This is a genomic window from Leptospira meyeri, assembly GCF_004368965.1.
GTDB lineage: Bacteria > Spirochaetota > Leptospiria > Leptospirales > Leptospiraceae > Leptospira_A > Leptospira_A meyeri.
Map to the genome: position 1 here is coordinate 2,317,623 of NZ_SORO01000001.1, position 24,393 is coordinate 2,342,015.

The window sequence follows — 24,393 nt, forward strand, 5'->3', positions numbered from 1 at the left end:
CTCTGTATTAGGTACCAAGATTCATTTTGAATCTTTAAATGAAATAAAAAAGGCAGGTCCGAATTCCGGAACCTGCCTTTCTAAGTGCGATTCTTAAATCCGTTCTTATTTTAAGTTTTGATTTGCAAAGTCCCAGTTCACTAAATTCCAGAATGCTTCTACGTATTTTGGACGGGCATTGCGGAAATCAATATAGTAAGCATGTTCCCAAACATCGATCGTTAACAAAGATTGGAGTCCATCTTTCAAAGGACTACCAGCATTGCTTGTATTCACGATTTCTAAACCGTCGCCTTTTTTCACAAGCCAGGTCCAACCTGATCCAAAATTGGTGATTGCCGATTGAGAAAACTTTTCTTTAAACGCATCAAAAGATCCGAATGATTTTGTGATTAAATCAGCAACGGCACCAGTGGGAGCTCCGCCACCTTTAGGGGAAAGAGAATGCCAATAGAAGGTGTGGTTCCAAATTTGCGCAGCGTTATTAAAAATTCCGCCAGAAGATTTTTTTACAATTTCTTCAAGAGTTGCATTTTCAAACTCAGTCCCTTTGATTAGGTTGTTGAGGTTTGTAACGTAAGTTTGGTGGTGTTTTCCATAGTGAAACTCTAAAGTTTCAGGTGAAATGTGCGGAAGAAGGGCATCCTTTGCATAAGGAAGTTCTGGGAGTTTATGTTCCATGATCGGTCTCCTGATGGATTCAAGTGTAATTGTATTTTGTATCTAGTATGGATCGCAAAAGCAAATCGTAAACTAAAAAAGTAGAACGATTCTAATCGTTTCCCTCTATTAATTTCGACTGACTGTAGAACGAACTGTCTTTAATAAATTTAAAATTTCTGAGTGCAAAACTCCGTTAGAAGCTACTAACTCAGGAAGCCCGGTATAGTAATGAACTCCATTTAAGTCAGTCAATTTCCCGCCTGCTTCCGTTAAGATCACAGAAATTGCAGAAACATCCCAATGTTTGACAGTTTTTTCCCAAATGGCATCCATCACACCTTCGGCAATGAAACAGGCATCCAAAACAAAAGAACCCGTTCTACGAAAGGACCTTGCGTATGTTAAAAAACCAGATAGATCAGCCATAATCTCTTGGATCATGTGAGCTCTTTTTGTCGGAAGATTGGGAGAAAAAATGGCACGGTTTAGTTCGGAAATTCTAGATGTGACAATAGGTTCTCCATTCTTATAAGCACCCTCTCCCAAAACAGCGGAATATACGGCTTCTTGTGGAGGGACAATGACCACACCTCCAACAGGCGTTTCTCTATGTTCTAAACCAAAAGAAATTGCATACAAAGGAAGTCCTCGAACAAAATTCATAGAACCATCCACCGGATCCAAAACCCATTTAAAATCACCACCGTCAATGGTTGGTTTGTCTTCACAAATGATTCCATCTTTCGGAAAGGACTTCTGTAAAAAACGAATCAAAATATCACCTAATTTTCCATCGGCGGCATCGATACGTTCTTTTTTATCGGCATCTGTTTCCGAACGAATTGAGGATACTTCTCGTTGGATTTTTTTAGCTTCATGGATGATACCCATCGCATTTGCTTTTACATATTCGATCCGTTTGATGGTTTCATCTACGGGGAAATTAATGGTTGGTGAAGAGATTCCCATACTACCTGCTTTTTATTTATCGGATGATTTTTGAATGACTTTCCATAAAATATTACCGGACTTCGATTGTGTCCTTTCCACTTCAAAAGAAGAGAGATATTCATGATATTTTTTTAATGTTTCTTCAGGAATTCCATCTTCTGTATCGGTGAGAATTGGATAAAAACTTCTAAACTGTTGGATGGTTTTTGGCAAACTGGGGACTAAAAACCGTAGCGATAATGACAAATAATCAATTCCGATCGGAGTATAAATTCTGCCTAATTTCCAAACATCAGAACTAATTCCTAATTCCTCACGAATTTTCGATTCTGTTTCCGAAAAATCAATTTCATCAAAAATTTCAGAAAACCTACGGATCGGTTTGTTATCATCTTTTTCTGATTCTACTCGAAATACCCCACCTTGAAATCGTTTTGCTTCAAAGTCGATAATGTCTTCTCCGTCTTCTTTTGTGGAGTGAAGATGAATGATTTTGGTCTGAAAGTACAATCGATCTGTGATAATCGATGGAGTCATATTTTGTGATCCAGGTTTTTTGATTTCTTCTGACTTAGCTCCACCCAAATACAACATATCCACGGAAAAAACATATAAAAAACGGGAAGACCCAAATAACATAGGCCGAACAAAAAACAACTTTCCAGTTTCTCTTTTAGGTCTAGGTTCTGGCAACAAACAAGTTCCTTCAATTGCTTCAGGAATATACTTTAAAACAGTTTGAACAAAATCTTTTATATCTCCAAACTCTGGTTGTGTGACAGAAGTACCTGGGATAACAAATCGATCAGGAAATTGAATGTAAGGTGTGTGTAAATTATCAACATAGATTTCACCTGGTTTATTTTTTGCGGATGTTTCGTTTAAAATCCGATTGATTGATTTAAAATCGTGTATTCTCATCTTATATTTTAAAATACCAAAGCTTTATTTGGGAATTCTTTTGATTTTGTAACCAAATGGCTTTAAAATCGAAAGTCCCGCCAACTTATATCGGTTAGAGTGGTTCATTGTGATTTCATAATTGTATTGTTTTCCTTCGCGGTGATGACGTTCAATTGTCGCACCAAGAAAACCAAAAGATACCCCTGCTCCCTTTAATATCTTTCTATACAATAAGATAAAACTTTCTGGTGTTAAAGAGGTTCCCACATAATAAACCTTTCCTTTTCCAAAAGAATTTAGAGTGATTGCTGGTTTACCTGAGTAAAATTTTTTCGAATCGTTGTATCTCGCTATGACTTTGGCCGTTGTAGGCTCCAAAATTTCACAAAACTTTGATCCTTTGAGCGGTAAAATTCCCATCCGAATTCCCACTTTGTCTGTTGCCGGTGCTTCAAATTGAAACACTTCCACTCCAGCCATTTCTCCAAACACTCCAGGAACTGGCTCTTCAACCATCCAATGGTCTTTGTCTTTGATTCCTGCCCTAAACCCGAGAACCAAAGTTCCGCCACCTGCTACATAGGTTTTTAATTTTTCAACAATCGATGGATCGAACATTGTATATAGAGGTAATGTTAGAACTTTGTACTTTGACCAATCGTCGTCTGCGCTGATTGGAAGAGAGTGAGAATTTACATTTAAAACATTGGTTCCTGCAAACCAAGTGGCAAGTTCAATATCGTAACCAACTTGGGCAAATGAAACTGGCGAAAACTTTAAACCGTCACTCAATGGTTGGTGTTTGTAATTACGTGAGTTTTCTATATCATGTAAAATTGCCACATCTGCCTTGTAAGGCGAATCAGCAATATCGTTTGCAAATTCACTGATATCTTCAATGGTCTTTTTTAACTCAAAATATTTAGATGTTTTTCTTTTTCCGTGATCCAATATTCCGTAACAAAGTTGTTCCTGACCAAAACGAGCCGTTCTGTAACGAAAGAAATAGATTTGGTTGGCACCATTTACAATCGCTTGTGTCAGCCAAAGTCCGATTTGTCCAGGCGGTGGAAGGTAACCCAAAGTATCATGACCTTGTACACCTGAGAATTGTTCCATCACAGTGTATGGTTTATTCTTCAAACCTCTCGAATATTGCTGTGTGGCTGTAACCAACGGATGTGGATATGGTTCCTGTTGGTTCCCCCAAACAGGATAGTTGTCCCAAGACACATAGTCCAATTTGGAAAACAATTTAGTCATATCCGTGATTGGCAAAAAAGGAGAAGGATAAAGATTAGTCGTGAGTGGTTTCCCTTTACTATATTTTTTTAAAATCTCTGCCTGGAAATGAATGTAAGAAACCAGCTCATCTGATTGAAATCTGTAATAATCTTGGATCATTGCCGGATTGAAGTTACTTGCTACGTGAGCTGCTGGTAATGGAATTTCATTCCAATCCGTGTAGATCACTCCCCAGAATACGTTCCCCCAACGTTTGTTAAGCGAATCCATTGTTTTGTATTTATTCTTTAGCCAGGTGCGAAAATTTTTTAGTGCTAAAGGTGAATAATCAACGTCAGAACCTTCATGGCCTGGTTCATTATCAATTTGCCATCCTACTACTGCTGGATGATTACCAAAATGTTTTGCCATGGCTGTCACAATTCGCTCTGTCGCTTTTTTATAAGCTGGGGAAGAGAAACAAGCCTGGCGCCTAGTCCCAATCCCTCTAACGATCCCTTCTTTGGATACCTGAACAATTTCCGGAAATTTTTTGTACAACCACGGTGGAAAGGTAGCTGTAGGAGTTCCAAGGATGGCTGTCATTCCGTGTTCTTGGAGTTTCTTCAAAACTGCATCGAACAAAGAAAAGTCGAATTTTCCTTCCTTAGGTTCCATTAGTCCCCAAGCAAATTCTGCGAGTCTTACTGAAGAAAGACCCATCTCTTTCATATTTTTTAGGTCTTCATCCCAATCCTTAGGGTTCCATTGTTCGGGGTAATAACAGGCGCCAAAGATCATATTTTTCCTTTTTGCGATTGCAGAATCTATCTTGTGACACAGACTGAATCAGAAAACACCTCTTTCAATCAAATAATGTCTGACCAAGTTATTTTAGGTATATCCAACACCCACCACTATCGATTTACTTTAGTCGATTTGACAGAAACTGCCAAAGAGCCTATGTTTCTTCATTCTCTGAACAAAGAAATGTCCGTATTCCTTTCCAAAACCATGATGGGTGCGTTGTTTCTCGCAGAGATGACGAAAAACCAACAAAAAGTAAGCATCCAATGGAAAGATGATTCCAACAAACAAGCCTTAGCCTACAGTGATCGCTACGGTAAAATGAAATCTGTTGCTTATTCTGCTAGCCATGAAGAAGGAGATATCCGAAACGAATTTATTTTAGGCCAAGGGATTATGAAAGTAATCCGTTGGGATTTTGATTCGGACACATACCAATCTTATACAAACCTAGTAGAAGACACATTCGAAGTAAATTTTATCAAATACTTAACCGAATCAGAACAAATCAAAGCCATTGTAGGAATGGAAGTGTATCCCTTTGATTTTCCAGGAAATGATTTTTCCGCAAAAGGTTTGTTTTTTGAAGCGCTTCCTGATGCACCTGAAGAAAGTTTTCGGTATCTGATTTCCAAAATCCAACCTCTTGTCAAAAAAGAAGCCTTTTGGACACTCAGTATCGATGAAATGTTAGCCTCACTCCAAACAGAAATCGGTTCGGAGTTGGAAGTTTTAAGCAAAGAATCTCCAGAATTTTTATGTGATTGTTCCAGACATAAAGTGGCAGATATCATTGCATCCCTAGGGAAACAAGAAGCTGATTCTATCATCGATGAATTTGGAAAAATTGAAATTACTTGCGAATTTTGTAGGACTGCATACCAATTTGATTCTTTTGATGTGGAGAAATTCTTTAACCAATGAAGGCCAATTTTCTAGCTCTTAGAGAATCGGAACTAAACCCTGTATTTCATAGTTTGGACCAATTGGTAGATCAATTTTTAAAGATAAACAAATTCCCTGTCATATTGATTTCAGGAGAAATGGGCGCTGGCAAAACCACTTTTATCAGAGATTGGTTTAGTCGATTTGGAACAGAAAGTTCTATCAATTCACCTACTTTCTCCTTATACAATATATATGATTCACCTAACTTTCGCTTGTATCATTTTGATTTATACCGAATTAAAGTTTTAGAAGAACTAGAAGATTTAGGATTTGAAGAAATCTGGGGTAAAGAAGGAATTTCTGCCATCGAATGGTGGCAAATTGCTGAACCTTATCTTCCAAAGTCCAATCGCATCCATTTGTCGATTGAAGCAGATTCCATTGAAGTTCGTTCCTATACTTTGGAATGGTCGGAAAAGGAACTCCAATGAACGTCCTCTACTTCGACACTACCCAAGACTGGATTCAGGTCTTCATCGCAACCCATTTGGCTGGATCTTCATTACAAATCCTTTCCGAACAAACGGAAACAACTCCAAAAGAATCTTCTTATAAGTTAGTAGAATACATCCGCTCTGGTCTAGAGAAAGCCAAAATAAATAAACCAGATCTTATTATTGTGGCAAGTGGACCAGGATCTTTTACTGGCATTCGCATAACAGTCACTACTGCGAGAGACCTATCCCAATTATGGAAAATTCCAGTTTTCGGTGTCGATAGTTTAGAAGCTTATTTAATTGGGATGGAAGGAGAGGTAAAGACTGAAGAATCTTCCCTACTTTGTCTGGATGGGAAACAAGGAAAATACTACACAAAGTTTAAATCCGAAAGAAGTTTTTCTGATTCTTTGGATCTGACTCCCGAAATCATCGAAGCCAAAATCAAAACCAATGAATGGACACCTAACAATTGGTATTATACTGGAAATTTGCCAAAGTTTTATCCACCAACGGCAACAAAAATTGAAGCGACAAACTTAAATCTATCGTCTATACTACAGTATAGTTTGAAACAGTATTTCAAAACAGAATCGAATCAAAACGACTATTTATCTCTCCTGCCAAATTACATTCGCGGGACCTACGTAGATCACAAATGAATTTATGGATACCTATAAAATACAAAGAAAAATCATAGAATTTCTGGACCAAAAGTCTGGAAAGGACATCACAAGACAAGAGATCAAAAAAAAATTTACCGAATCAAGTGAATTCAAAAGACCCGATCCGAAAACGAAGAAAGTAAAATCCTTCAAACGAAAAGAAAAAGTTCCTAGAAAAGAAATCGAATTTTTAATCGATCAACTTCTCAACTTGTTAGAAGCAGAAGGATTGCTTATTCCTAATAAAAAATACTTAACCGTTGCAAGTCCCTTTCGCCTAACAGGAAGAATTTCAATTTCGAGAAGAGGAGATGGATTTATTTCCCTTCCTTCTAAAAACGAAATTTTCATTCCAGGACCAATGACCAATTCAGCCATTACCGGTGACAAGGTTGAAGTCATTCCATTGGGAGTTGGTAAAAAAGACAGGTTAGAAGCTGAAGTCACGAACATCCTAAAACGAGGCCGAGTTCTTTACCGAATGCGAGTCAGAGAAAAAACAAACAAATTTGTTTTTGGAAATTTTCTAGATATGCTCGGGGAAGGAAAAGAAGGTGTCCTTCATGTTAAATCTATTCTTAAGGATACATTTGATTCGATCAATGTGAACGATATTTTAATCGTAAAGTTCAAAGAAGGTGCGATTCCGCAAGATAATCTTTACGATGTGAGTTTTATCCGATTCGAATCGGACACAAAAGAAGACGGTGACTTACAAAGGATTTTAATGAAATACAATTATGATCCGGTGCATCCAGACTTCATACCTTTGGACTTTCCTGAAGAAGTTTCAGAAAAAACAGTTTCTGATTGGAATAGCAGAACCGATTTACGAGATTTATATGCCGTAACAATTGATGGAATAACTGCAAAAGATTTCGATGATGCCATCAGCTTTGTCGATGAAGGGAACAGACTTCGCGTTTGGATTCACATTGCAGATGTTTCGTACTATGTAGAAAAAGATTCTCCTCTTGATAAGGAAGCATACGAAAGAGCTACTTCTGTTTATTTAGCAAACCGTGTGGTTCCCATGTTACCACCCATTTTATCAGAAGACCTTTGCAGTTTGGTAGCCAATACCAATCGTCTTGCCTTTACCGTCGAGATGGAAGCAAGTAAAACAGGTGAAATTTACAATGCTAAGTTTTATAAATCTGTGATCAAAGTGAATACAAGATACACTTATGAGATGGCCGAAGAAGAAATTAAAGCCAAAGATCCAAAAAATTGGATGTATCAAGTTTCACAATTCACAGAAGCCCTTCGCAAACGCAGAATGGAAGCGGGTAGAATTGATTTAAATTTACGAGAAACCACCATCACTTGGAATGAAAGAAAAGAACCCATTGGGATAGAAAATCGCGAACGACTAACAAGTCATATGCTCATTGAAGAGTTGATGTTGTCTGCCAACCTAAAGGTAGATGAATTTTTACGAAAAAGAAAAGCACCTTCCCTGCATCGTATCCACGAAGCAATGGATGAAGAAAAATTAGAGACTCTTAATCATTTTCTCCAATTGAATGGATACAATATCCAAATCAAAGATACAAGCTATGCTGAGATTATGAAAGCCGTGAAAGAAATTGAAGACAATTCTGTTGGAAAAATTTTCAATTATCTACTTTTGAGAAGTTTTATGCAGGCCTATTACGGTTCAGATCCTTTGGGTCACTGGGGGCTTGGATTTAAAGACTATTGTCATTTCACATCACCCATAAGACGATATCCCGATTTAATTGTGCACAGAGTTTTACAAGCTACGCTTCTAGAAACAGAAAGAACTTATTCTGAAAATGAAATAGCGGTTATGGGACTTCATTGTTCTGAAGAAGAAAGAAGGGCTGCTGATGCCGAACGAGACATTGTAAAAATCAAATCCTTTCGTTATTTAGAATCAACAGGAATTAAAGAGTTTAAAGGTTTTATCGTTGGGATCAGACCTTCCCAAATTTTTGTAGAATTGGATATCTCTAATTTAGAAGGTGTTTTGGATAAATCTGAATTTACCGATGAATTTGAAATAGTCATCAAAAATGATTTCTCTTTTTATTCTAAAAAATATTCCAAAATATTTTTTATAGGTGATCCTGTCACAGTAAGCCTTGATCGCATTGATTTTGAGGAGATCAAAGTTTTTCTTAAACTAAAAGACTTTAAAAAAGACGAAGTCCCAGTGAAAAAGAAATAACCAAAATCCCTGAATCTATTTTATAAAGATAGATTCGGGATTTCTTCCCGTTTCCAAACCTTTCTAAAAAACTTTCGATCATTTATCTGGATGGACATGATCTTTTGAATGATGGCTTCTTCACTAATCTGATACGTTTGCATCAGATCTTTGTCCAAAGATAGTTGAGAATGAGCCACCCATTTTACAAGAGAACGTTTTGTTCTTTCAGACTCTGGTAGCAGTTCATTCACGTTAGAAAAAAATTGTTCATGACTTAAGAAAAGGCCATTGGAAATTTCAGGCATAGGTGCAGCTCCATGGTCAGCTGTTACTACCATAATGAAGCGATCACCAAAATTAGATTTAAGAAATTCAAATATAGTTTGAATTTCTTGATCCGTAGCCTTTAAAACTTGCTCTGCTTCTTTTGATTCCCATCCATATAAATGCCCTACAGCATCCGTAGCCTTCAAGGTTACATACGCAAGATCGGTAATTCCATCATTATCTTTTTTCGTGTTGATGATAGTTTCTGTAATGGTGTCTCGAAAGAGGGCACCATCCATTTTTGCCTGAAATTCTGATCCTTGGAAGTGGTGGATTTTTGCGATTAAATCGATCGGATCTTTGGCTTCAAAATGTGTGGAGATGTCTTTTTTATGATTCAAATAGAATTGGTACAAGTTATACTTTTGCACTGATTTAGGAACAAGGAAAGCATCGTTATAGGTTGACCATGATAAATTTTTCACGTCTTGCCAATAAACAAAATCATTATCAGGAGGGTTTGTTGTAGATTTTTTTGAAACTTGGGAAAAAAGTTTTCCATGTCCTGCCATACCCACTGCTGCCCTAGCCGCATAACACTGGCTTACGATTACAGGTTCATTATTCTTTGATATATCCCATTCATCAGCAAAACTGGGAACTTGCATCTCGCTCAAATCCCAATCTTTATTTTTTCCTTGGAAGACGGGCCTGTGGAGAACTTTTCCATCTGCATATGTGTAAATTTCATTTGAGAAGATTTTTGAGTCTCTAGGAAAGGCTCCGGTTCCAATCGCCATATGACCCACGGCTGTATGCGATTCTAAGTGAGCTACCTTTGCCTTTTTAAAGTATGCAGAGTTGTTTTTTAAATCTTCAAGGAAGGGATAAGCCCCTTTATGTGCTTTGTATAGTTGTCTACCCCCTTGGTCCACAACAATGGTAACGATGATTTCCGGTTTAACATTTTGATTTTGGAATATTTTTTCCAAATAGGAAACATCGATTGTATTCTTAAATTGAAAATCTAAAATTTTTCCATAAATGGATGGAATGTGTTGTTGGTTGATTTCGTCTGAGTATTGCCCATTTCTGATCCATTTCGGTCCGTAAATCCAAATCGGAATTTCAGTATCATAAAAATACTGAGTGTAATGCGAAGTGTAGTTAACTTCTTTCGAAAAATGTTCATCTTCTGCATCCAGTTGCCATTGGTTCTTTAACTCGTCCCAGGATAAATCATGATCTTCTAAGATATTTTTAATTTCTTCTTTTGAATAATGCGAAAGAGTGATTGCGTCCCTCGCCTCTCTATCAAAAATATTGAATGGAAATGGTGCTAAGATTAAATCTGTATCGGGCTGCATCGATAAATAGGCAGCTCGTTTATAATCCTTTTCCCAACCACAATTGGATAAAACTAAAAACATACCAACTATGACTAAAATATTTCGCTTTATGTTTTTTGGATTTATCACTATTCCCTTCCTATCTTGTTACACTCTTCCCGATGTTTACTTTACTAGGCAAGTGAGAATTAAAGTTGTTGGAGATCTCATGTGCCATAACTCGCAAATCTCCTCTTATTATTTTTCAAAGACAAAAGAGTATGACTCGAGCAGTAGTTTCGAATTCGTTTCAAATTCATTACAAGATGCTGATTTAACATTAGGGAATTTAGAAACAACTATAACAAATGATCCTAATGAATTTACCGGATATCCTAGATTTGGATCGCCGATCGGTTATTTAACAGGAATCAGAAAATCAGGATTTGATATTTTGTCGACAGCGAACAATCATTCTGCGGATAAAGGAGCCTTCGGAATTGATTATACCATTGACTCCGTAAATCAAATGGGAATGGTTCCCATTGGAACTTTCAAATCGCATTCGGATTATCTAGAACGAAAAGATTTTTTTATTGAAGTGAACGGAATCAAAATTGCGATTTATAATTATACATATTCCACAAATGGAATTCCCGTCAAAAATGATCGAATCGTTCGGCTTTTGAATGAAAAACAAATTCAGGACGATGTGAGTTTTGCCAAAGAAAATGGAATTCAATTTGTCATCCTTTGGTATCATTATGGAACTGAGTATGAAGAAAAACCGGACAAGTGGCAAACAAAATGGGTTCAGATTGGATTCGACGCTGGTGCTGATATCATCCTGGGGGGGCATCCTCACGTAGTACAAAGAATCGATCAATTTCAGGAAGATAAAAATGGAGAGGATCGACTCGTTGCCTATTCCCTTGGAAATTTTTTGTCCGCACAAAATAGAGAAAACACCGATGGTGGGATCATTTTATCTTTTTCATTAGAGATAAATTCACAAAATCAAAAACGTATTAAAAATGTAAGCACAGATTCCGTTTGGATCTACCCTCACGGATATAAAATCATACCCATTGCCAAATATACGCAAAAACAAATTCCAATCAAACTCCCGAAACATTTAGAAAAAAGAATGTTTAGTTATGAAGCTCATCTTAAAAAAATTCCCGGTCTTACTTTTTAATTTATTATAAATAATTCAGTTCTTAAACCTTCTATGTGAAATGATTATAAATTTGAATGGATTTTCAATAGCAAGTTGATTGTTTTGGAATTAGATCTTAATTTAAATTTTTCATTCTAACTAGAAATTTCTTCAGAAATAAGATCATAACCTTTACCTTCCCGAATCAAATCGATTGAGTCGTCATTGATTTGTAAGATGGTTGATAGTTCCATTTTTACAATCCCACCATCTACAATCCCGTCCACTTGGTTACCATAAATGGATTCTAAATCATCAATATCGATGATGAACTCATCATCACAAAAAGCAGAGGTGGATGTAAGAGGAGAATCATGGATTTTTAAAAGTTCACTAAGGTAAATATGATCAGGAATCCGAATTCCAATTTGTTTGTCTTTATGATGCGCCACAGAAGGTTTTGGCAGATTTTTATTGGCCTTTAAAACAAAGGTAAAAGGACCAGGTGTCACTCGTTTCATCAGACGGTAGGCTGAATTTGGTAAATACTCAATGAAATTCGATGCCATAGAAATGTCTTTGCACATCAAAGAAAGTGGTTTGTCTTTGGGAAGTTTACGAATTGCGTATATTTTCTCAACACCTAGTTTGGAGTGTGCATCTGCAATGATCGCATAAACAGTATCAGTGGGAAAAATAAATACTGCTCCATCCTTCAACCTTTCTGAAATTTGTTTGAGTTTTCTGACTTCAGGATTTTCTGGATGGAGGTATAGAATCATTCTGTTTCACAGCAGAGATTATTGTGCTGTAAGTCCCCCATCGAGAACAAGACACTGACCCGTCATATAAGAAGAAGAATCAGAAGCTAAATATATCGCCGCACCTAGTAATTCTTCTGGTTTTCCAAGTCGACCCATAGGAATTCCAGCAAGCACTTGTTTCATGATGAATTCTTTGTCTTTGATCATATCGGTCATTTCGGTATCGATAAGACCAGGACAAATCACATTCACTCGGTAACCGTTATTGCACCACTCAATAGCAAGGGCTTTCGATAAAGTAATGACAGCTCCCTTGGTCCCGGAATACACAGAAGCAAGTTTACTTCCCACCATTCCTAGAACTGAAGCCACATTGATGATGTTTCCACCTTCTTTTTTATGGTGTTTGTAATACGCTTGGCAATTGCGAAAAACACCCACATAGTTTGTCTGAACTATATTTTGTAATTCCTCTTCTTTGAATCCAGAAGCAGGAGTATTCGTTGCAATTCCAGCATTGTTGATGAGTGTATCGAGCCTTCCATGTTTTGCTTTGATTTGGCCAATGATATCAAATGCGGCACCTTCATTACGAACATCCAATACAACGCCATTAATACCTTCTTTGGCCATCCATTCGATGGATTCTGGTCGGGAACCTGCCCCATAAACAATGGCACCTGCGTCTCTAAACCCGAGAGCTAATGTTTTGCCGATACCTCGACTGGCTCCGGTGATCAAAATTGATTTTCCTTTTACATCAAATAAACTCATTTTACCTCGTGATTGGAAGGATAACAATCGCTAGCTTGAGGTTTTGTGTCTTCCAAAAGTTTTTTATAATCCAAAGTATTATCATCCCGAACCAAATCTCTTCTTATGTAGTGTGTTCCTTTTTCATAGTAATCCGCAACTGGATTACAATCTTGGATGTCTTCGGAAAAACCACGTTTGCATCCAAAAACAAAAACGATCGCCCATAAAAAAATAGCCAAAAGTCGAGGACTCATCATTATGAAATGAAACAATATCCCGTAAGGAATAGCAAGAATTTGTTTATACTCAGATCGACATCACCAAGACGGATCCAAATACTCACCGACCTTGGTTTTTTATTCCAAGTAGCACCAGCAAACATTGACGAGTCTCAAAAGAAGGACGAACCGGCGCTTCAGTATTTAGAACGAATGGTTCACTCAAAATTAGGAATCAATGGAGACCCTAACAACCTCTACTTGGCCGCTGATACCATAGTCGTATTTGAAAATGAAATTTTACACAAACCAGTCGACCTGGAAGATTCCGTTCGTATCCTCAAAACACTCTCAGGGAAAAAACATTCCGTATTTTCTGGGGCCGGTTTGCAAATTGGATCGAAGGTTGATTTTTTCTACGAGGAAACTGTAATCGAATTTAAAGATTGGAATGAGGTAGAAATTCGAGATTATATTTTGAGATGCCAACCTTTTGATAAAGCAGGTTCTTATGGAATTCAGGATACAAACGGGCCGGTTGCGACAAAACTTGGATCGTATACAAATGTGATGGGATTTCCCCTCCGAAGTTTTTTAGCTCGTTCTTCGACGTGGTTGCCTTATTGGGAAGGCTCTTTTATGCGTAGAGGTTGACTAAATTTCCAGGTTTGTAAGCCGCTTTTGCATCTGGACTGGTTTGCACCTCAGCCGCTTTTTTTTCCGTTTCTCCGGAAACATATTTTGGCTGGTAGGAACGCGATTGGATCGCTTCTACTTGCTCTACCGCTTGTGTATTGTATGTGGGAGACACATACATATACGGTTCGCCCAGTCCTGAAACTCTTGCCACATTACTTGAGATTTCCATACTATGAATATCGCCTCTTTCCTTTCGAAAGATTAGACCAGATTCAAGAAAATGGAAACAAAAAAATCGCAAGCGAGAGAATTTAGCTCTCTTTTCCAACTATTCAAAACTCAGACAAGTAACCCCCCACAATTTTTTGCCTATACGGGAGAGGATTCCTATGAATTTGAACTCATCATCGATCATTACAAAGAAGCGCTTTCTAAATCTGCAGGGGAATACGAAATCATTCTGATCGTATCTGAATCAGGAGAGCAGGCAAAACTTTTTGCTGAACTTTTCACTCCTGATATGTTTTATCCAAGAAAACTTATCATTGTCAAACAAGCTGCTGCTCTTTTTAAACCCATACTCGATACAAAGGCGACACAAGAATGGAAAGACTTTGCTTCAGGTTTTCGAAAAAACATAACCTCTGTTTCTGATGAAATTTTTCTCATTGTCCATTACGATGGAAAAGACATTCCTCAAAGTTTAATCCAACTCTTTCAAGGTACCTTAAACTATTACAAAACCAAGTTTTTATATCCAAGTGATTATCCTAAAGTATTCAAAGAAGTTTGTGACCAAGAACAAGTGCACTTTGAACCAAATGCAGCCGATGAATTCATTCATCGAATTCCTGCAAATGTCGGAGCTTATCTTAAAAGCGTAAAAAAACTCAAACAATACTTACATCGTTCCAAATTTACAATCGAAGATGTTAATTCAGTTCTCTTTAGTCAAAATGAACTGAATACCAATGTACTTGTAGAAACTTTGATTCAAAAACGAAAGGTTGATTTTTTTAAAGAGTTCACAAAGTTTAGTGACCAGAACTCTGAAATCCTCAGTTTCCTAACCAGACTCAGTTACAAACTGGATGAAATTCGTAAAATCAAAGTCATTCGAGCAAGGCACAATGGCGAAGTACCCATTCCCATTATGGATGAACTATTAAAAACTGGAAGTTATTCTGATGCGAGAAAAAATTTCGTAAGAAGGCAATTGGTTTCTGATTCGGCTTTATTTACAGATAAAATTTTAGATTTGTTTTATGACCAAGTAATTGAGATGAATATCAAATTCAAATCAGGTCTTCGCGACGAAGAAGGAAGGAATTATTTTTTACAGAAAATTATGCACCTCTTCTCTTTACTTCAAGAAAGATCTTCCAAATGATATTCATGTAATTTGCGGTACAAATTCCTTTCAGAGATTCCTAAAAGTTTGGCCGCCTTTTCTCTGTTTCCTTTTGTATAAATTAAATTCGCTTTTATGATTTCTTTTTCATAATTTTCCAAACTGATTCCAGGTTTAACTTCTAATTCACTTAAGTTGTTTTCAAAAAAATGAGAAGGAATCTGTTTCCAATGTAGTTGTTTACCAGAAGAAAATCCAACAAGCGCAAAGATCATATCTCGTAGTTCAGAAAGATTTGAGGCAAATGTTTTGTTTTTAAAAAAAACAAAAAACTCTTCTTCCATACCTGTAATCTTTTTACCAAGATCACCGTTTGCCTCTTCTAAAAACTGAGAAACAAATAACGGTAATTCAGAAATTCTTTTTTTCAGATTGGGTAGTTCAAACCGAAATGACTTCAACTGATCATAAAAATCTGCATACACATTCTTTTGATTTAGAATTTCTAGTTCCTCAGAATGAATTTCCCAATACAAGTTTACTTTAGATTTTTCTTCGTATTTTTCAGACTTCCACCATTGTTGTAATAACAAAACTTCTTCTGGTTTGGCCTTTGTCATACGATCAATCAAAATGGTAACAATCTGTTTGCAAGATTTGATTTTTTCCAAGGAATCCGTAAATGGAAATGGATAGGAAAAATCCAAACTTATGATTGTGTTTGGAGATATATTTTTTTGTTCTAAACTCTTTTGAATCCAAAAACTTTTCCCAACACCTCTATCTCCAATGACTAACATTGGTAATTTGGAATTAGAAGTTTCGATCCATTGATTGCGAATCTTTTGTATATCGGATCCACCAGAAATCCATTTTGAAGTTTCTTTACTTTTTTTTGATGACACTCACTGTCCCTTGTAAATAACCATTGAATTCTCTAATTTTATTTGTATCTAAAAACTTTTTTGCCTGGGAAGGTTTTACCATAAGAGTCTTTGGATACGTTGTATTGATCTTTAATAAATTTGTTTCAGCAGGAGCATTTTTCACCCCCCATGTAGAGAGAGGATCAAGAACAAATGTTGTTTGGATCAAATACTCTTTTCCTTTTGTCACAACCACATCATAAGGCAACTGGATCCAAATAGCTTCTCCTTTTGATTCTACAAGAACTGTTTGGAATCTATCTTTTTCCGTTTGGTCTGTATTGGATTCTGTTCGAAGTATAAATTCTAAATCTGTTTTGATTTCTTCCTTTTCCAAGACACGTTTATCAGATATTTTTTCATAAGCAAGATACAAGTTGTACGGAGTGATCACATCGACTGCAGCACGAACCAAAGAAGCATCAAACTTTTTAACCTGGTTCTGGTTCCAATTGAAAGGCATTTGTAACTCTTCTATAGAGGAATATACATTGAATTGGTTTAAATAAAGGTATTCATATCCTTCTGATGTACCGATTTTTTGGTATTCTGTAATTCCTACAACTCTACTATTACTGGCTTTACCTATCCTTTGTAATTCTCTGATTGTGCTTAGTTCAGAGTGATTGGGAACCAATAAAACTGGTTCAATTTCCATATGTCGTAAATCGTTCAATGCCATGATAATCGATCCGGATTTTTCCTTCACGGCGGAAGATAGAAGCAAAAAAAGTTTTCTTGATTCTTTTTTCCCAGAGGAAATTTTAGACTTTAATCCTTGTAATGCGGATACAATCGATTCGGATTGGTTGTTTCCTTGCCAACCTGTCTCTTCCATTAATTTTTTGATTTCATTATGTTCTTTTGTTGGCGGGATGGTGACAATTTTATCTTTCTTTACAAGTGTCACACCTAAGAACAGTCCGTCCTGATCATACAAAGAGGCCAAACTCTTTAGAATATCTTTTTTGTAATAAGCATACGAAGAATGAATGTCTACAAAAAGATTAATTTCATAATTAGGAGCAATCTTATTCTTCTTTTCATAAAACCTAGGTGGCAAAAATCGAAAACTTTTTTCATTATGTTTTTCGTATGCCAAAACAAAATTTGATATGAGTTTGGATTGAATGGTTTGCCTTGTTTGATTTTTGCAGTTAAAAATAACCGTTTTTACAAGGATCGGATTTCCGAAATCAATTTGATCTTGGACTACAAAATGAGAATCCCACTCCGTACAGTAAGAAAATAGATCCTGGTCTTTTAGTTCGCTTTCTTCGTTCCATTCTGATTCATTTAAATAATTTTCAACAAGTTTCGGATCGGTAACTTCAGTAAAAAAATTTCGTTTGATATAGTGTCGTGAAAGACGGGACAATTCGAACCCCGCTTCTCGTCTTGATCCTAGTACTGGTGGAACTTCTCCTGAAATGTACGCTGGAAGGATAGAAATTTCTTTCCCGATAATAAATTCGGGAAAGAACGCAATAAAAATCAAAATCAATGCAGAGGGAATTCGGAGGGGGCGGCGAGACATAAAATTAGAATCGGTCCATTCACGGAAAATGTAAATCTTTATCCTGCAGGCATCTTTCGTTTTCTTTGAGAAAAGATTGACAAGGGTTTTTTATAGGATCAAATTCTTCGGAAAAGGAGTAGATTCTTTATGAAGAAATCGCTTATCGTATGTGCCTCTCTAATCGCATTTGTTGTATCTTGCGGATCCAATGATGGAGGCAGAAGAGACGCTACGACCGTAGGTAAAAATGGTTGGATTTTTGAAGGTTGGGCTTGTGCACCTGATGCCGCTGCTGCAAAACGTGGCGAGAGCCCTGCTGAATATTGCAAAGGGAAAGAGAAAGAATTCGATTATCTTTACATGAAATTTTCTGCACGTGCTTCTGACAAAGCAATCAAAGCTAACTCAGTTGCTATGAAACAATCCACTTGCCGTGAAGCAGCTCGTCTTCAAGTTGCTGGTGATGGTTTGAAAAAAATATTAGGTGAATATTTAGAACAAGCTTCTGGCGTATCTGATGGTCAATCTACAGGTTCCGTAATTGTTTCTGAATCAAAAGGTATCATCAAAGGAGTTGGAGTTTACGACTGCTGCTCTCTTAACAACGAAACAGGAATTTGCGCAAACGTTGGCGAGCCTGAGACTTGGGAAGAATGTCAGTGCGTTGGATACCTCAGATATGCAGGTGGACAAAAAGCTCTTGAAGCAAAGGCAACTGCAGCTCAGTAATCTGACTTTTTTGCACTTCAGCGAAAGAAGCCTCCTATTCAGGGGGCTTTTTTTTTACTTAAATAGAAACTTATTTTTTAAGTTTTGGATCAAAGTAGTGTTTATGGATAAACTCCTGAACTACTTTGTGTTCTGCAGCAGCCAAAGGTTGGAAAATGACTGAAGTAGTTTTACCAGCGGTTCGGTGTACTGTTCCAATAATTTCTAACGGATTTTGGTGGAGCGAAAATTGAACCTTCACTTGGTCCCCTTCATAAAAAATTGCAGTTGTTTGGAATGCAAGACCACCTGTTCCTAAATCGGAGAGATGTCCAGTCACGGGTGTGTTTTTTGATTTCACTAGTTCCACTGTGCAAGGAACATCTAACTTCACACGTGCATCTTTACGTTTCTGTTTCACGCCACCATATTTACTATAACTATCCGAGAATATTGACTGTTTTGAATCTGCCATTTTAACTTCCTTTACGCGAGACTAACAAACGTTTCACAGTTTATACTCTCGTTTTCTATTTCGCTTGTTTCCAAAAACTTAGAATCTATTTTTACGGATTCCAATTTATCTATAAATTGATTCACATTTGTGATTGTTAAAAGTTCTCTTTTGATGCCATCTGGGAATCCAGTATTTTCTATATATCGTATAAAGTGCTTTCGAAAAAGTACCAAAGCATAATCATCATCTGAAGGATAAAAATTTAACATCAGATTTAAGTGTTCTAAGATGACTCCCTTTATTTGAACCCAATCGATTTTTTCCTTGGGAGTTTCAGAAAAAATCCAAGGATTTCCAATGGCTCTACGACCAATTAATACAAGATCGACACCGTATTTTTTTTTCTTAAACATCGCTTCAGAAAAACTGGCCACATCCCCGTTTCCAAAAATAGGAACTTTCGCTTTTGATTTAATTTCACCAATTGCATTCCAATCAGCAAAGCCAGTATACGCCATTGCCTTAGTTCTACCATGAACGGAAATGGCTGATACACCAGATCCTTCTAATACTTTGACTGTTTCTAAATAGTTTAAGGAATTGGAATCCCAACCAAGACGAATCTTTGCAGTCACTGGTAGACCGGTTTTTTTTCGAATCCCTTCAATCATAGCACCAGCCAAACGAACATTTCGTAAAAGACCTGCCCCTGATCCGTGGTGGGAAACTTTTGCCACCGAACAGCCCATATTCAAATCGATCACATCTGGTTTTTTGGAAGCCGCAATTTCTGAAGCATTGACTACCGTTTCTAAATCCGATCCGAAAATTTGAAAAAAAATGGGTCGTTCTGTTTCTAAATAACGAAACATATCCAATGACTTTGTATTGCCCATTAGCAATTGTTCTGTGGAAACAAATTCCGTATAAGCAAAAGAGGAACCAAACCGCCTTGTGATTTGTCGATACGGACTATCAGAAATACCAGCCATCGGAGAAAGAACAACATCACCTTTGATTGTCACTCCCCCGATGGTAACCATAATCCCTCTTTATTCTGAATCGGATTCTGAATCTCTAACGACTGCAAAGTCTTTTACAAAGTCATCATCTTTGGTATTCACCACTTTGACACCCATAGCAGAACGTCCCAACATCGATATTGTTTTGACTTCTACACGAATGGCCATTCCGGATTGAGTGATGACAAGTAGTTCATCTTCTTCTTTTACAGAAGCAATACCTACAGCCCGTCCATTTTTTTCACCAATCTTCAAATAGGTCATCCCTTTACCACCACGACCTTTGGTAGAGAACTCTTCAAAATCAGTTCGTTTTCCAAACCCGTTTTCGGATACGCAGAATAAATTGGTTCCCGGTTCTACTTTTGTAATTCCTGCTATGGCATCATCGTCTTCCAACTTCATTGCAGTCACACCAGAAGCTGTTCTACCTTGCGAACGAAGTTCATTCAAATTCATACGGATAGCGAGACCATTTTTACTTCCAATAAACACATCAAAGTTATTTGGGTTAGCAATCACATCGATTAGTTCATCACCATCCCGTAGTCCGATCGCAATGATTCCGGATTTTTTAGTATTTGTAAATTCATCCAATTGAATTTTTTTCACAAATCCATCTCTTGTAACCATAAGCAAATACGATTCGTCAAAATTTCTAAACGTGAATAAGGAAGTAATGATTTCATCATCATTTAGGTTGATCACTGCTTTGAGTGATTTTCCGCGTGCTTCTTTTGTAGCAATCGGTAACTCATAAACTCTCATGAGGAATGCTCTACCTTTATTGGAAAAGAGCATTAAGTTATCATGAGTCATGGCACTACTGAGTTTTTTAACAAAGTCTTCTCTCTTTGTGGAGATTCCTTGGACTCCCTTTCCCCCTCGTTTTTGGCGACGGAAGGTATCCATAGGAAGACGTTTGATAAACATATCTTCAGAAAGTTGAACTACAACTTCTTCATCTGCAATCAAATCTTCTGCATTGAATGTTGAGGATTCTAAAGATTCTAAACTAATCTCAGTTGTACGATTGTTTCCAAAAGACTGGGAAACTTTTCCAAGTTCCTCACAAATGATGGATTTGACTCGTTCTGGTTTGGCAAGAATGTCTTCTAGGTCAGCTATAAGAAGTCGCACTTGTTCTAATTCTTCGATAATCTTTTGAACTTCTAAGGAAGTGAGGCGTTGCAAACGCATTTCTAAAATCGCATCTGCTTGGATTTCAGAAAGTGAGAACGTTGCCATGAGAGAACTTTGTGCTTCTTTTACATCTTTGGATGCACGAATGATACGAATCACTTCATCGATATTATCAAGCGCAATGCGAAGTCCTTCTAAGATATGTGCTCGTTTCTGTGCTTTGTCTAAATCAAATTCAGTACGTTTGACAACGACTTCATTTCGATGATCTGCATATGATTTTAGGATTTCTTTTAATGAGAAGATCTTTGGGCGGTTATTTAAAATCGCAAGCATTGTAATTCCGTAACTCACTTGCAGTTGTGTGAGTTTGAAAAGTTGATTTAGGATGACTTGCGCATTTGCATCTTTTTTAACATGGATTTCAACGCGAATTCCCTTTCTATCCGAAAGATCCAAAATTTCAGAAATCCCTTCAATGATTTTCTCATTCACAAGCTCCCCGATTTTTTCGAGTAAGTTCTTCTTATTTACTTGGTAAGGAATTTCATTGATGACAATGATCTCACGACCTTTGTTGTTTTCGACGATATCAACTTTAGATCGAATGCGAATGGAACCCTTTCCTGTTGCGTAGGCTTGGTAAAGACCTTCGCCACCAATGATTGTTCCACCAGTTGGAAAATCAGGTCCCGGAAGAATTTTCATGAGTTCCGGAAGTGTTATGTCTGGATTTTGAATGAGAGCAATTACTGCATTTACCGATTCTTTTAGGTTATGCGGTGGAATATTGGTAGCCATACCCACTGCGATTCCTGTGGAACCGTTTACCAGAATATTTGGAAAATTTGCTGGTAATACATCCGGCTGTTGTCTCGTATCATCAAAGTTTGGCGAAAAGCTAACAGTATTTTTTTCGATGTCTTTGAGTAGTTCTTCCGCAAGTTTCGTAAGTTTTGCTTCCGTATAACGATAGGCCGCCGCATTATCACCGTCGACAGATCCAAAGTTTCCTTGCCCATCAATCAAAGTCTCTCGCATTGAGAAAGTTTGGGCCATTCGAACCATAGTTTCGTAAACTGCCGAGTCACCATGAGGGTGATAGTTACCAATCACTTCCCCAACTATTTTTGCTGATTTTACATAAGGACGATCTGATCTCCAGGCTCTTTCATTCATCGCATGAAGAATTCTTCTATGAACTGGTTTTAATCCATCTCTAACATCGGGAAGGGCTCGACCCACAATGACACTCATCGCATAATCAAGGTAAGCTTCCTTCATTTGGTCTTCAATTTCAACCGGAATGACCCGCACACCGGCTTTGAGTGCACCGGCTACGTCTGGTCTACCGGAAAGATTCAGTGCTAAGGTTTTATTTGATTCGTTCTCTTGGCCGTTTTGTTCGGTCATTTTTTTATCCTAATTCCAATTAAAGATCTAAATTTGCAACTTTGTAAGAATTCGCTTCAATGAAACGACGACGTGGAGATACTTCATCACCCATAAGGATGTTGAATGTATCTTCTGCTTCCACAAAATCTTGTAATTTCACTTGTAACATAACTCGTTCTTTTGGATCCATAGTCGTATCCCAAAGTTGTTCTGGATTCATCTCTCCAAGACCTTTGTATCGTTGGATCACAACTTTGTCATTGGGCCTTGCTTTAAGAATTTCTTCTTTTTCCCTATCAGAGTAAACATAGACAGCTTCTCTTCCAAATTTCAAAAGATACAATGGAGGTTGCGCCACAAACAAAGATCCTTGTTCAATGATTGGTTTCATATACCGGAAGAAAAAAGTTAATAGGAGTGTTCGGATATGTGATCCATCCACATCTGCATCTGTCATAATGATGATTTTTTTATAACGAAGTTTTTCAACATTGAATTCATCATCACCAATTCCTGTTCCCATAACAGTGATTAGTGTTCGAATTTCTTCATTTGAAAGAATTTTATCCAAACGTGCTTTTTCTACGTTTAGAATTTTACCTTTTAAAGGAAGGATGGCTTGGGTATTTCTGTCCCGACCTTGTTTCGCGGAACCACCTGCCGAATCTCCCTCGACAAGATACAATTCACAATGTTCAGGATCTTTTTCAGAACAGTCTGCGAGTTTACCAGGAAGACCACCACCTTCTAAAACAGTTTTCCTTCTTGTTAAATCTCGTGCACGTCTTGCTGCTTCTCTAGCTTTGGATGCTAAAATACATTTCTCTAAAATCTTTTTGATCACAGCAGGATTTTCTTCGAAAAATCGATTGAGTCCTTCTCCTGTGATGGTTTGCATAAGACCTTTTACTTCTGCGTTAACTAATTTTTCTTTTGTTTGTGAGTTAAACTGTGGTTGTGGGATTTTGATCGATATCACAGCACAAAGGCCTTCTTTGATATCATCCCCTTGTAAACCATTGGGTTGTTTTTTGAAAAGGATTTGGTCTTTCTTTAAGTGGTCGTTTAGAGTTCTTGTAAGAGCGGTTCTAAACCCTTCTAAGTGAGTTCCACCTAAGTTGTTATTGATGGCATTGGTAAAACAAAAAATATTTTCGCTATAGGTATCACAATATTGAAGAGCAATCTCTGCCCAAACATTTTCTTTCTCACCAACAAAGTGTAAAACTTTATGAAGAGGGTGTTTTGATTCGGTAATATATTCCACGAATGAAACAATTCCACCATCAAACTTAAATTCATGTTTAGCAACTTCGTCTTTTCTTTGGTCTTCAATACGGATGAGAAGTCCTTTGTTTAAAAAAGCAATTTCTCTAAATCTTGCAGAAAGAGTATCAAAAGAAAAATCTACAGTGGTAAAAATGGTATCATCTGCTTTAAAGCGAACCACTGTTCCACGGTGAGATGTGTCTCCTATAATTTTTACATCTTCAACAGGTACACCGGCTTGGTATTTTTGATAATGAAGTTTTCCATCTTGGTGGACTTCCACTTCTAAATAAGTAGAAAGAGCGTTTACAACGGATACCCCTACCCCGTGCAATCCACCAGAAACTTTATAAGCATCGTTTTCAAACTTACCACCGGCATGTAAGATCGTTAATACTACTTCAATGGTAGACTTACCCTTGTCCGGATGAATTCCTGTAGGAATCCCGCGACCATTATCACGAACTTCTATGATATGGTCTGGTAAAATGCGGACATCAATTTCAGTACAATGGCCAGCCATTGCCTCATCCACAGAGTTATCTACAACCTCATAAACCATCTTATGTAGGCCGGACTCATCCTGGGTTCCGATATACATTCCGGGGCGTTTCCGGACCGCTTCTAGACCCTCTAGGATCTTGATTTTCGAGGCTGAATAGGCGTTTTGATCGGTTTCGTTGGACATAAATTTATAA

The 24,393-nt window shown here is 37.3% G+C and carries 23 protein-coding genes; 8 read left to right on the forward strand and 15 right to left on the reverse strand.

Annotated features, from left to right (window positions below; genetic code table 11):
* Window positions 1–105: 105 nt before the first annotated feature.
* From CLV96_RS10875 to CLV96_RS10890, 4 genes are all read right to left on the reverse strand, one after another.
* A complete protein-coding gene (locus CLV96_RS10875) occupies window positions 106–681 on the reverse strand; it encodes a superoxide dismutase (RefSeq protein ID WP_004787680.1) in 576 nt (191 codons plus the stop codon).
* 108 nt (window positions 682–789) lie between these two features.
* The gene (locus CLV96_RS10880) at window positions 790–1,632 is read right to left on the reverse strand and encodes an inositol monophosphatase family protein (protein WP_134151960.1); all 843 of its coding nucleotides are present in this window, start codon (window positions 1,630–1,632) and stop codon (window positions 790–792) included.
* A 12-nt stretch (window positions 1,633–1,644) separates the two neighbouring features.
* On the reverse strand, window positions 1,645–2,535 hold the full coding sequence (locus CLV96_RS10885) for an LIC_10030 family protein (protein ID WP_004785653.1): 891 nt from the start codon (window positions 2,533–2,535) through the stop codon (window positions 1,645–1,647).
* A gap of 24 nt (window positions 2,536–2,559) precedes the next feature.
* A complete protein-coding gene (locus tag CLV96_RS10890; RefSeq protein ID WP_004784873.1) occupies window positions 2,560–4,542 on the reverse strand; it encodes a beta-galactosidase in 1,983 nt (660 codons plus the stop codon).
* A gap of 75 nt (window positions 4,543–4,617) precedes the next feature.
* Between CLV96_RS10890 and hslO the strand changes: the two genes are divergently transcribed.
* The 4 genes from hslO to CLV96_RS10910 are packed head-to-tail and all read left to right on the forward strand — an operon-like array spanning window position 4,618 to window position 8,792.
* Window positions 4,618–5,472: an Hsp33 family molecular chaperone HslO gene (gene hslO, locus CLV96_RS10895; protein WP_004786660.1), complete on the forward strand. Its 855-nt coding sequence runs from the start codon at window positions 4,618–4,620 to the stop codon at window positions 5,470–5,472.
* Complete coding sequence (gene tsaE / locus CLV96_RS10900; RefSeq protein ID WP_004787501.1) at window positions 5,469–5,927, forward strand: tRNA (adenosine(37)-N6)-threonylcarbamoyltransferase complex ATPase subunit type 1 TsaE; 459 nt, start codon at window positions 5,469–5,471, stop codon at window positions 5,925–5,927. Before hslO ends, tsaE begins: the two co-directional genes overlap by 4 nt.
* The gene (gene tsaB, locus CLV96_RS10905; protein WP_004785093.1) at window positions 5,924–6,595 is read left to right on the forward strand and encodes a tRNA (adenosine(37)-N6)-threonylcarbamoyltransferase complex dimerization subunit type 1 TsaB; all 672 of its coding nucleotides are present in this window, start codon (window positions 5,924–5,926) and stop codon (window positions 6,593–6,595) included. Before tsaE ends, tsaB begins: the two co-directional genes overlap by 4 nt.
* 4 nt (window positions 6,596–6,599) lie before the next feature.
* Complete coding sequence (locus CLV96_RS10910; RefSeq protein WP_004786813.1) at window positions 6,600–8,792, forward strand: ribonuclease R family protein; 2,193 nt, start codon at window positions 6,600–6,602, stop codon at window positions 8,790–8,792.
* A 20-nt stretch (window positions 8,793–8,812) separates the two neighbouring features.
* Here the strand turns inward: CLV96_RS10910 and CLV96_RS10915 are convergent, their stop codons facing one another.
* Window positions 8,813–10,471 carry an alkaline phosphatase family protein gene (locus CLV96_RS10915; protein WP_051012798.1) on the reverse strand — a complete coding sequence of 553 codons (1,659 nt, stop codon included), beginning with the start codon at window positions 10,469–10,471 and terminating at the stop codon, window positions 8,813–8,815.
* Between the two features lie 7 nt (window positions 10,472–10,478).
* Here CLV96_RS10915 and CLV96_RS10920 point away from each other — a divergent pair, with 7 nt between their 5' ends.
* Window positions 10,479–11,567: a CapA family protein gene (locus CLV96_RS10920; RefSeq protein ID WP_243836465.1), complete on the forward strand. Its 1,089-nt coding sequence runs from the start codon at window positions 10,479–10,481 to the stop codon at window positions 11,565–11,567.
* Window positions 11,568–11,683: 116 nt separating this feature from the next.
* Here the strand turns inward: CLV96_RS10920 and CLV96_RS10925 are convergent, their stop codons facing one another.
* The 3 genes from CLV96_RS10925 to CLV96_RS10935 are packed head-to-tail and all read right to left on the reverse strand — an operon-like array spanning window position 11,684 to window position 13,305.
* Window positions 11,684–12,310 carry an L-threonylcarbamoyladenylate synthase gene (locus CLV96_RS10925; protein ID WP_004786502.1) on the reverse strand — a complete coding sequence of 209 codons (627 nt, stop codon included), beginning with the start codon at window positions 12,308–12,310 and terminating at the stop codon, window positions 11,684–11,686.
* Window positions 12,311–12,328: 18 nt separating this feature from the next.
* On the reverse strand, window positions 12,329–13,066 hold the full coding sequence (locus CLV96_RS10930; RefSeq protein ID WP_004785575.1) for an SDR family NAD(P)-dependent oxidoreductase: 738 nt from the start codon (window positions 13,064–13,066) through the stop codon (window positions 12,329–12,331).
* On the reverse strand, window positions 13,063–13,305 hold the full coding sequence (locus CLV96_RS10935; RefSeq protein ID WP_004784730.1) for a hypothetical protein: 243 nt from the start codon (window positions 13,303–13,305) through the stop codon (window positions 13,063–13,065). The genes CLV96_RS10930 and CLV96_RS10935 overlap by 4 nt, the downstream gene beginning before the upstream one ends.
* Window positions 13,306–13,344: 39 nt before the next feature.
* Between CLV96_RS10935 and CLV96_RS10940 the strand changes: the two genes are divergently transcribed.
* Window positions 13,345–13,920, forward strand: coding sequence for a Maf family protein (locus CLV96_RS10940; protein WP_004786649.1), 576 nt, complete (start codon window positions 13,345–13,347; stop codon window positions 13,918–13,920).
* Here CLV96_RS10940 and CLV96_RS10945 read toward each other — a convergent pair.
* Window positions 13,904–14,134, reverse strand: a complete 231-nt coding sequence (locus CLV96_RS10945) for a hypothetical protein (protein WP_004787600.1) — start codon at window positions 14,132–14,134, stop codon at window positions 13,904–13,906. The genes CLV96_RS10940 and CLV96_RS10945 overlap by 17 nt on opposite strands.
* Before the next feature lie 51 nt (window positions 14,135–14,185).
* On the opposite strand from CLV96_RS10945, the gene holA reads away from it, so the two are divergent.
* Window positions 14,186–15,295, forward strand: coding sequence for a DNA polymerase III subunit delta (gene holA / locus CLV96_RS10950; RefSeq protein ID WP_004785908.1), 1,110 nt, complete (start codon window positions 14,186–14,188; stop codon window positions 15,293–15,295).
* Here holA and CLV96_RS10955 read toward each other — a convergent pair.
* Window positions 15,274–16,161, reverse strand: coding sequence for a helix-turn-helix domain-containing protein (locus tag CLV96_RS10955; RefSeq protein ID WP_004786794.1), 888 nt, complete (start codon window positions 16,159–16,161; stop codon window positions 15,274–15,276). The two genes, holA and CLV96_RS10955, sit on opposite strands and share 22 nt — an antisense overlap.
* The gene (locus tag CLV96_RS10960) at window positions 16,142–17,719 is read right to left on the reverse strand and encodes an LIC10012 family protein (RefSeq protein WP_004784711.1); all 1,578 of its coding nucleotides are present in this window, start codon (window positions 17,717–17,719) and stop codon (window positions 16,142–16,144) included. Before CLV96_RS10960 ends, CLV96_RS10955 begins: the two co-directional genes overlap by 20 nt.
* A gap of 129 nt (window positions 17,720–17,848) precedes the next feature.
* Here CLV96_RS10960 and CLV96_RS10965 point away from each other — a divergent pair, with 129 nt between their 5' ends.
* Window positions 17,849–18,430: a lipoprotein LipL21 gene (locus CLV96_RS10965; protein WP_004787429.1), complete on the forward strand. Its 582-nt coding sequence runs from the start codon at window positions 17,849–17,851 to the stop codon at window positions 18,428–18,430.
* A 70-nt stretch (window positions 18,431–18,500) separates the two neighbouring features.
* On the opposite strand, the gene CLV96_RS10970 is transcribed toward CLV96_RS10965, so the two are convergent.
* From CLV96_RS10970 to gyrB, 4 genes are read right to left on the reverse strand one after another with little or no spacing between them, the layout of a single operon-like run.
* Window positions 18,501–18,884 carry a PilZ domain-containing protein gene (locus CLV96_RS10970; RefSeq protein WP_004785463.1) on the reverse strand — a complete coding sequence of 128 codons (384 nt, stop codon included), beginning with the start codon at window positions 18,882–18,884 and terminating at the stop codon, window positions 18,501–18,503.
* 11 nt (window positions 18,885–18,895) lie between these two features.
* Window positions 18,896–19,909 (reverse strand): tRNA dihydrouridine synthase, encoded by a 1,014-nt coding sequence (locus CLV96_RS10975; RefSeq protein WP_004784648.1) that lies wholly within the window; start codon window positions 19,907–19,909, stop codon window positions 18,896–18,898.
* Window positions 19,910–19,918: 9 nt separating this feature from the next.
* Complete coding sequence (gene gyrA, locus CLV96_RS10980) at window positions 19,919–22,444, reverse strand: DNA gyrase subunit A (protein WP_004786982.1); 2,526 nt, start codon at window positions 22,442–22,444, stop codon at window positions 19,919–19,921.
* A gap of 19 nt (window positions 22,445–22,463) precedes the next feature.
* The gene (gene gyrB / locus CLV96_RS10985; protein WP_040917209.1) at window positions 22,464–24,383 is read right to left on the reverse strand and encodes a DNA topoisomerase (ATP-hydrolyzing) subunit B; all 1,920 of its coding nucleotides are present in this window, start codon (window positions 24,381–24,383) and stop codon (window positions 22,464–22,466) included.
* Window positions 24,384–24,393 lie beyond the last annotated feature (10 nt).

Bases quoted from the DNA above. Each gene is read 5' to 3' on its own strand.
- CLV96_RS10885 (WP_004785653.1), bottom strand. From the start codon at position 2,535: ATGAGAATACACGATTTTAAATCAATCAATCGGATTTTAAACGAAACA.
- tsaE (WP_004787501.1), top strand. From the start codon at position 5,469: ATGAAGGCCAATTTTCTAGCTCTTAGAGAATCGGAACTAAACCCTGTA.
- tsaB (WP_004785093.1), top strand. From the start codon at position 5,924: ATGAACGTCCTCTACTTCGACACTACCCAAGACTGGATTCAGGTCTTC.
- CLV96_RS10925 (WP_004786502.1), bottom strand. From the start codon at position 12,310: ATGATTCTATACCTCCATCCAGAAAATCCTGAAGTCAGAAAACTCAAA.
- CLV96_RS10945 (WP_004787600.1), bottom strand. From the start codon at position 14,134: ATGGAAATCTCAAGTAATGTGGCAAGAGTTTCAGGACTGGGCGAACCG.
- CLV96_RS10915 (WP_051012798.1), bottom strand. From the start codon at position 10,471: ATGTTTTTAGTTTTATCCAATTGTGGTTGGGAAAAGGATTATAAACGA.
- CLV96_RS10920 (WP_243836465.1), top strand. From the start codon at position 10,479: ATGACTAAAATATTTCGCTTTATGTTTTTTGGATTTATCACTATTCCC.
- CLV96_RS10890 (WP_004784873.1), bottom strand. From the start codon at position 4,542: ATGATCTTTGGCGCCTGTTATTACCCCGAACAATGGAACCCTAAGGAT.
- CLV96_RS10875 (WP_004787680.1), bottom strand. From the start codon at position 681: ATGGAACATAAACTCCCAGAACTTCCTTATGCAAAGGATGCCCTTCTT.
- gyrA (WP_004786982.1), bottom strand. From the start codon at position 22,444: ATGACCGAACAAAACGGCCAAGAGAACGAATCAAATAAAACCTTAGCA.
- CLV96_RS10880 (WP_134151960.1), bottom strand. From the start codon at position 1,632: ATGGGAATCTCTTCACCAACCATTAATTTCCCCGTAGATGAAACCATC.
- CLV96_RS10965 (WP_004787429.1), top strand. From the start codon at position 17,849: ATGAAGAAATCGCTTATCGTATGTGCCTCTCTAATCGCATTTGTTGTA.
- holA (WP_004785908.1), top strand. From the start codon at position 14,186: ATGGAAACAAAAAAATCGCAAGCGAGAGAATTTAGCTCTCTTTTCCAA.
- gyrB (WP_040917209.1), bottom strand. From the start codon at position 24,383: ATGTCCAACGAAACCGATCAAAACGCCTATTCAGCCTCGAAAATCAAG.
- hslO (WP_004786660.1), top strand. From the start codon at position 4,618: ATGTCTGACCAAGTTATTTTAGGTATATCCAACACCCACCACTATCGA.
- CLV96_RS10970 (WP_004785463.1), bottom strand. From the start codon at position 18,884: ATGGCAGATTCAAAACAGTCAATATTCTCGGATAGTTATAGTAAATAT.
- CLV96_RS10975 (WP_004784648.1), bottom strand. From the start codon at position 19,909: ATGGTTACCATCGGGGGAGTGACAATCAAAGGTGATGTTGTTCTTTCT.
- CLV96_RS10935 (WP_004784730.1), bottom strand. From the start codon at position 13,305: ATGATGAGTCCTCGACTTTTGGCTATTTTTTTATGGGCGATCGTTTTT.
- CLV96_RS10930 (WP_004785575.1), bottom strand. From the start codon at position 13,066: ATGAGTTTATTTGATGTAAAAGGAAAATCAATTTTGATCACCGGAGCC.
- CLV96_RS10960 (WP_004784711.1), bottom strand. From the start codon at position 17,719: ATGTCTCGCCGCCCCCTCCGAATTCCCTCTGCATTGATTTTGATTTTT.
- CLV96_RS10910 (WP_004786813.1), top strand. From the start codon at position 6,600: ATGGATACCTATAAAATACAAAGAAAAATCATAGAATTTCTGGACCAA.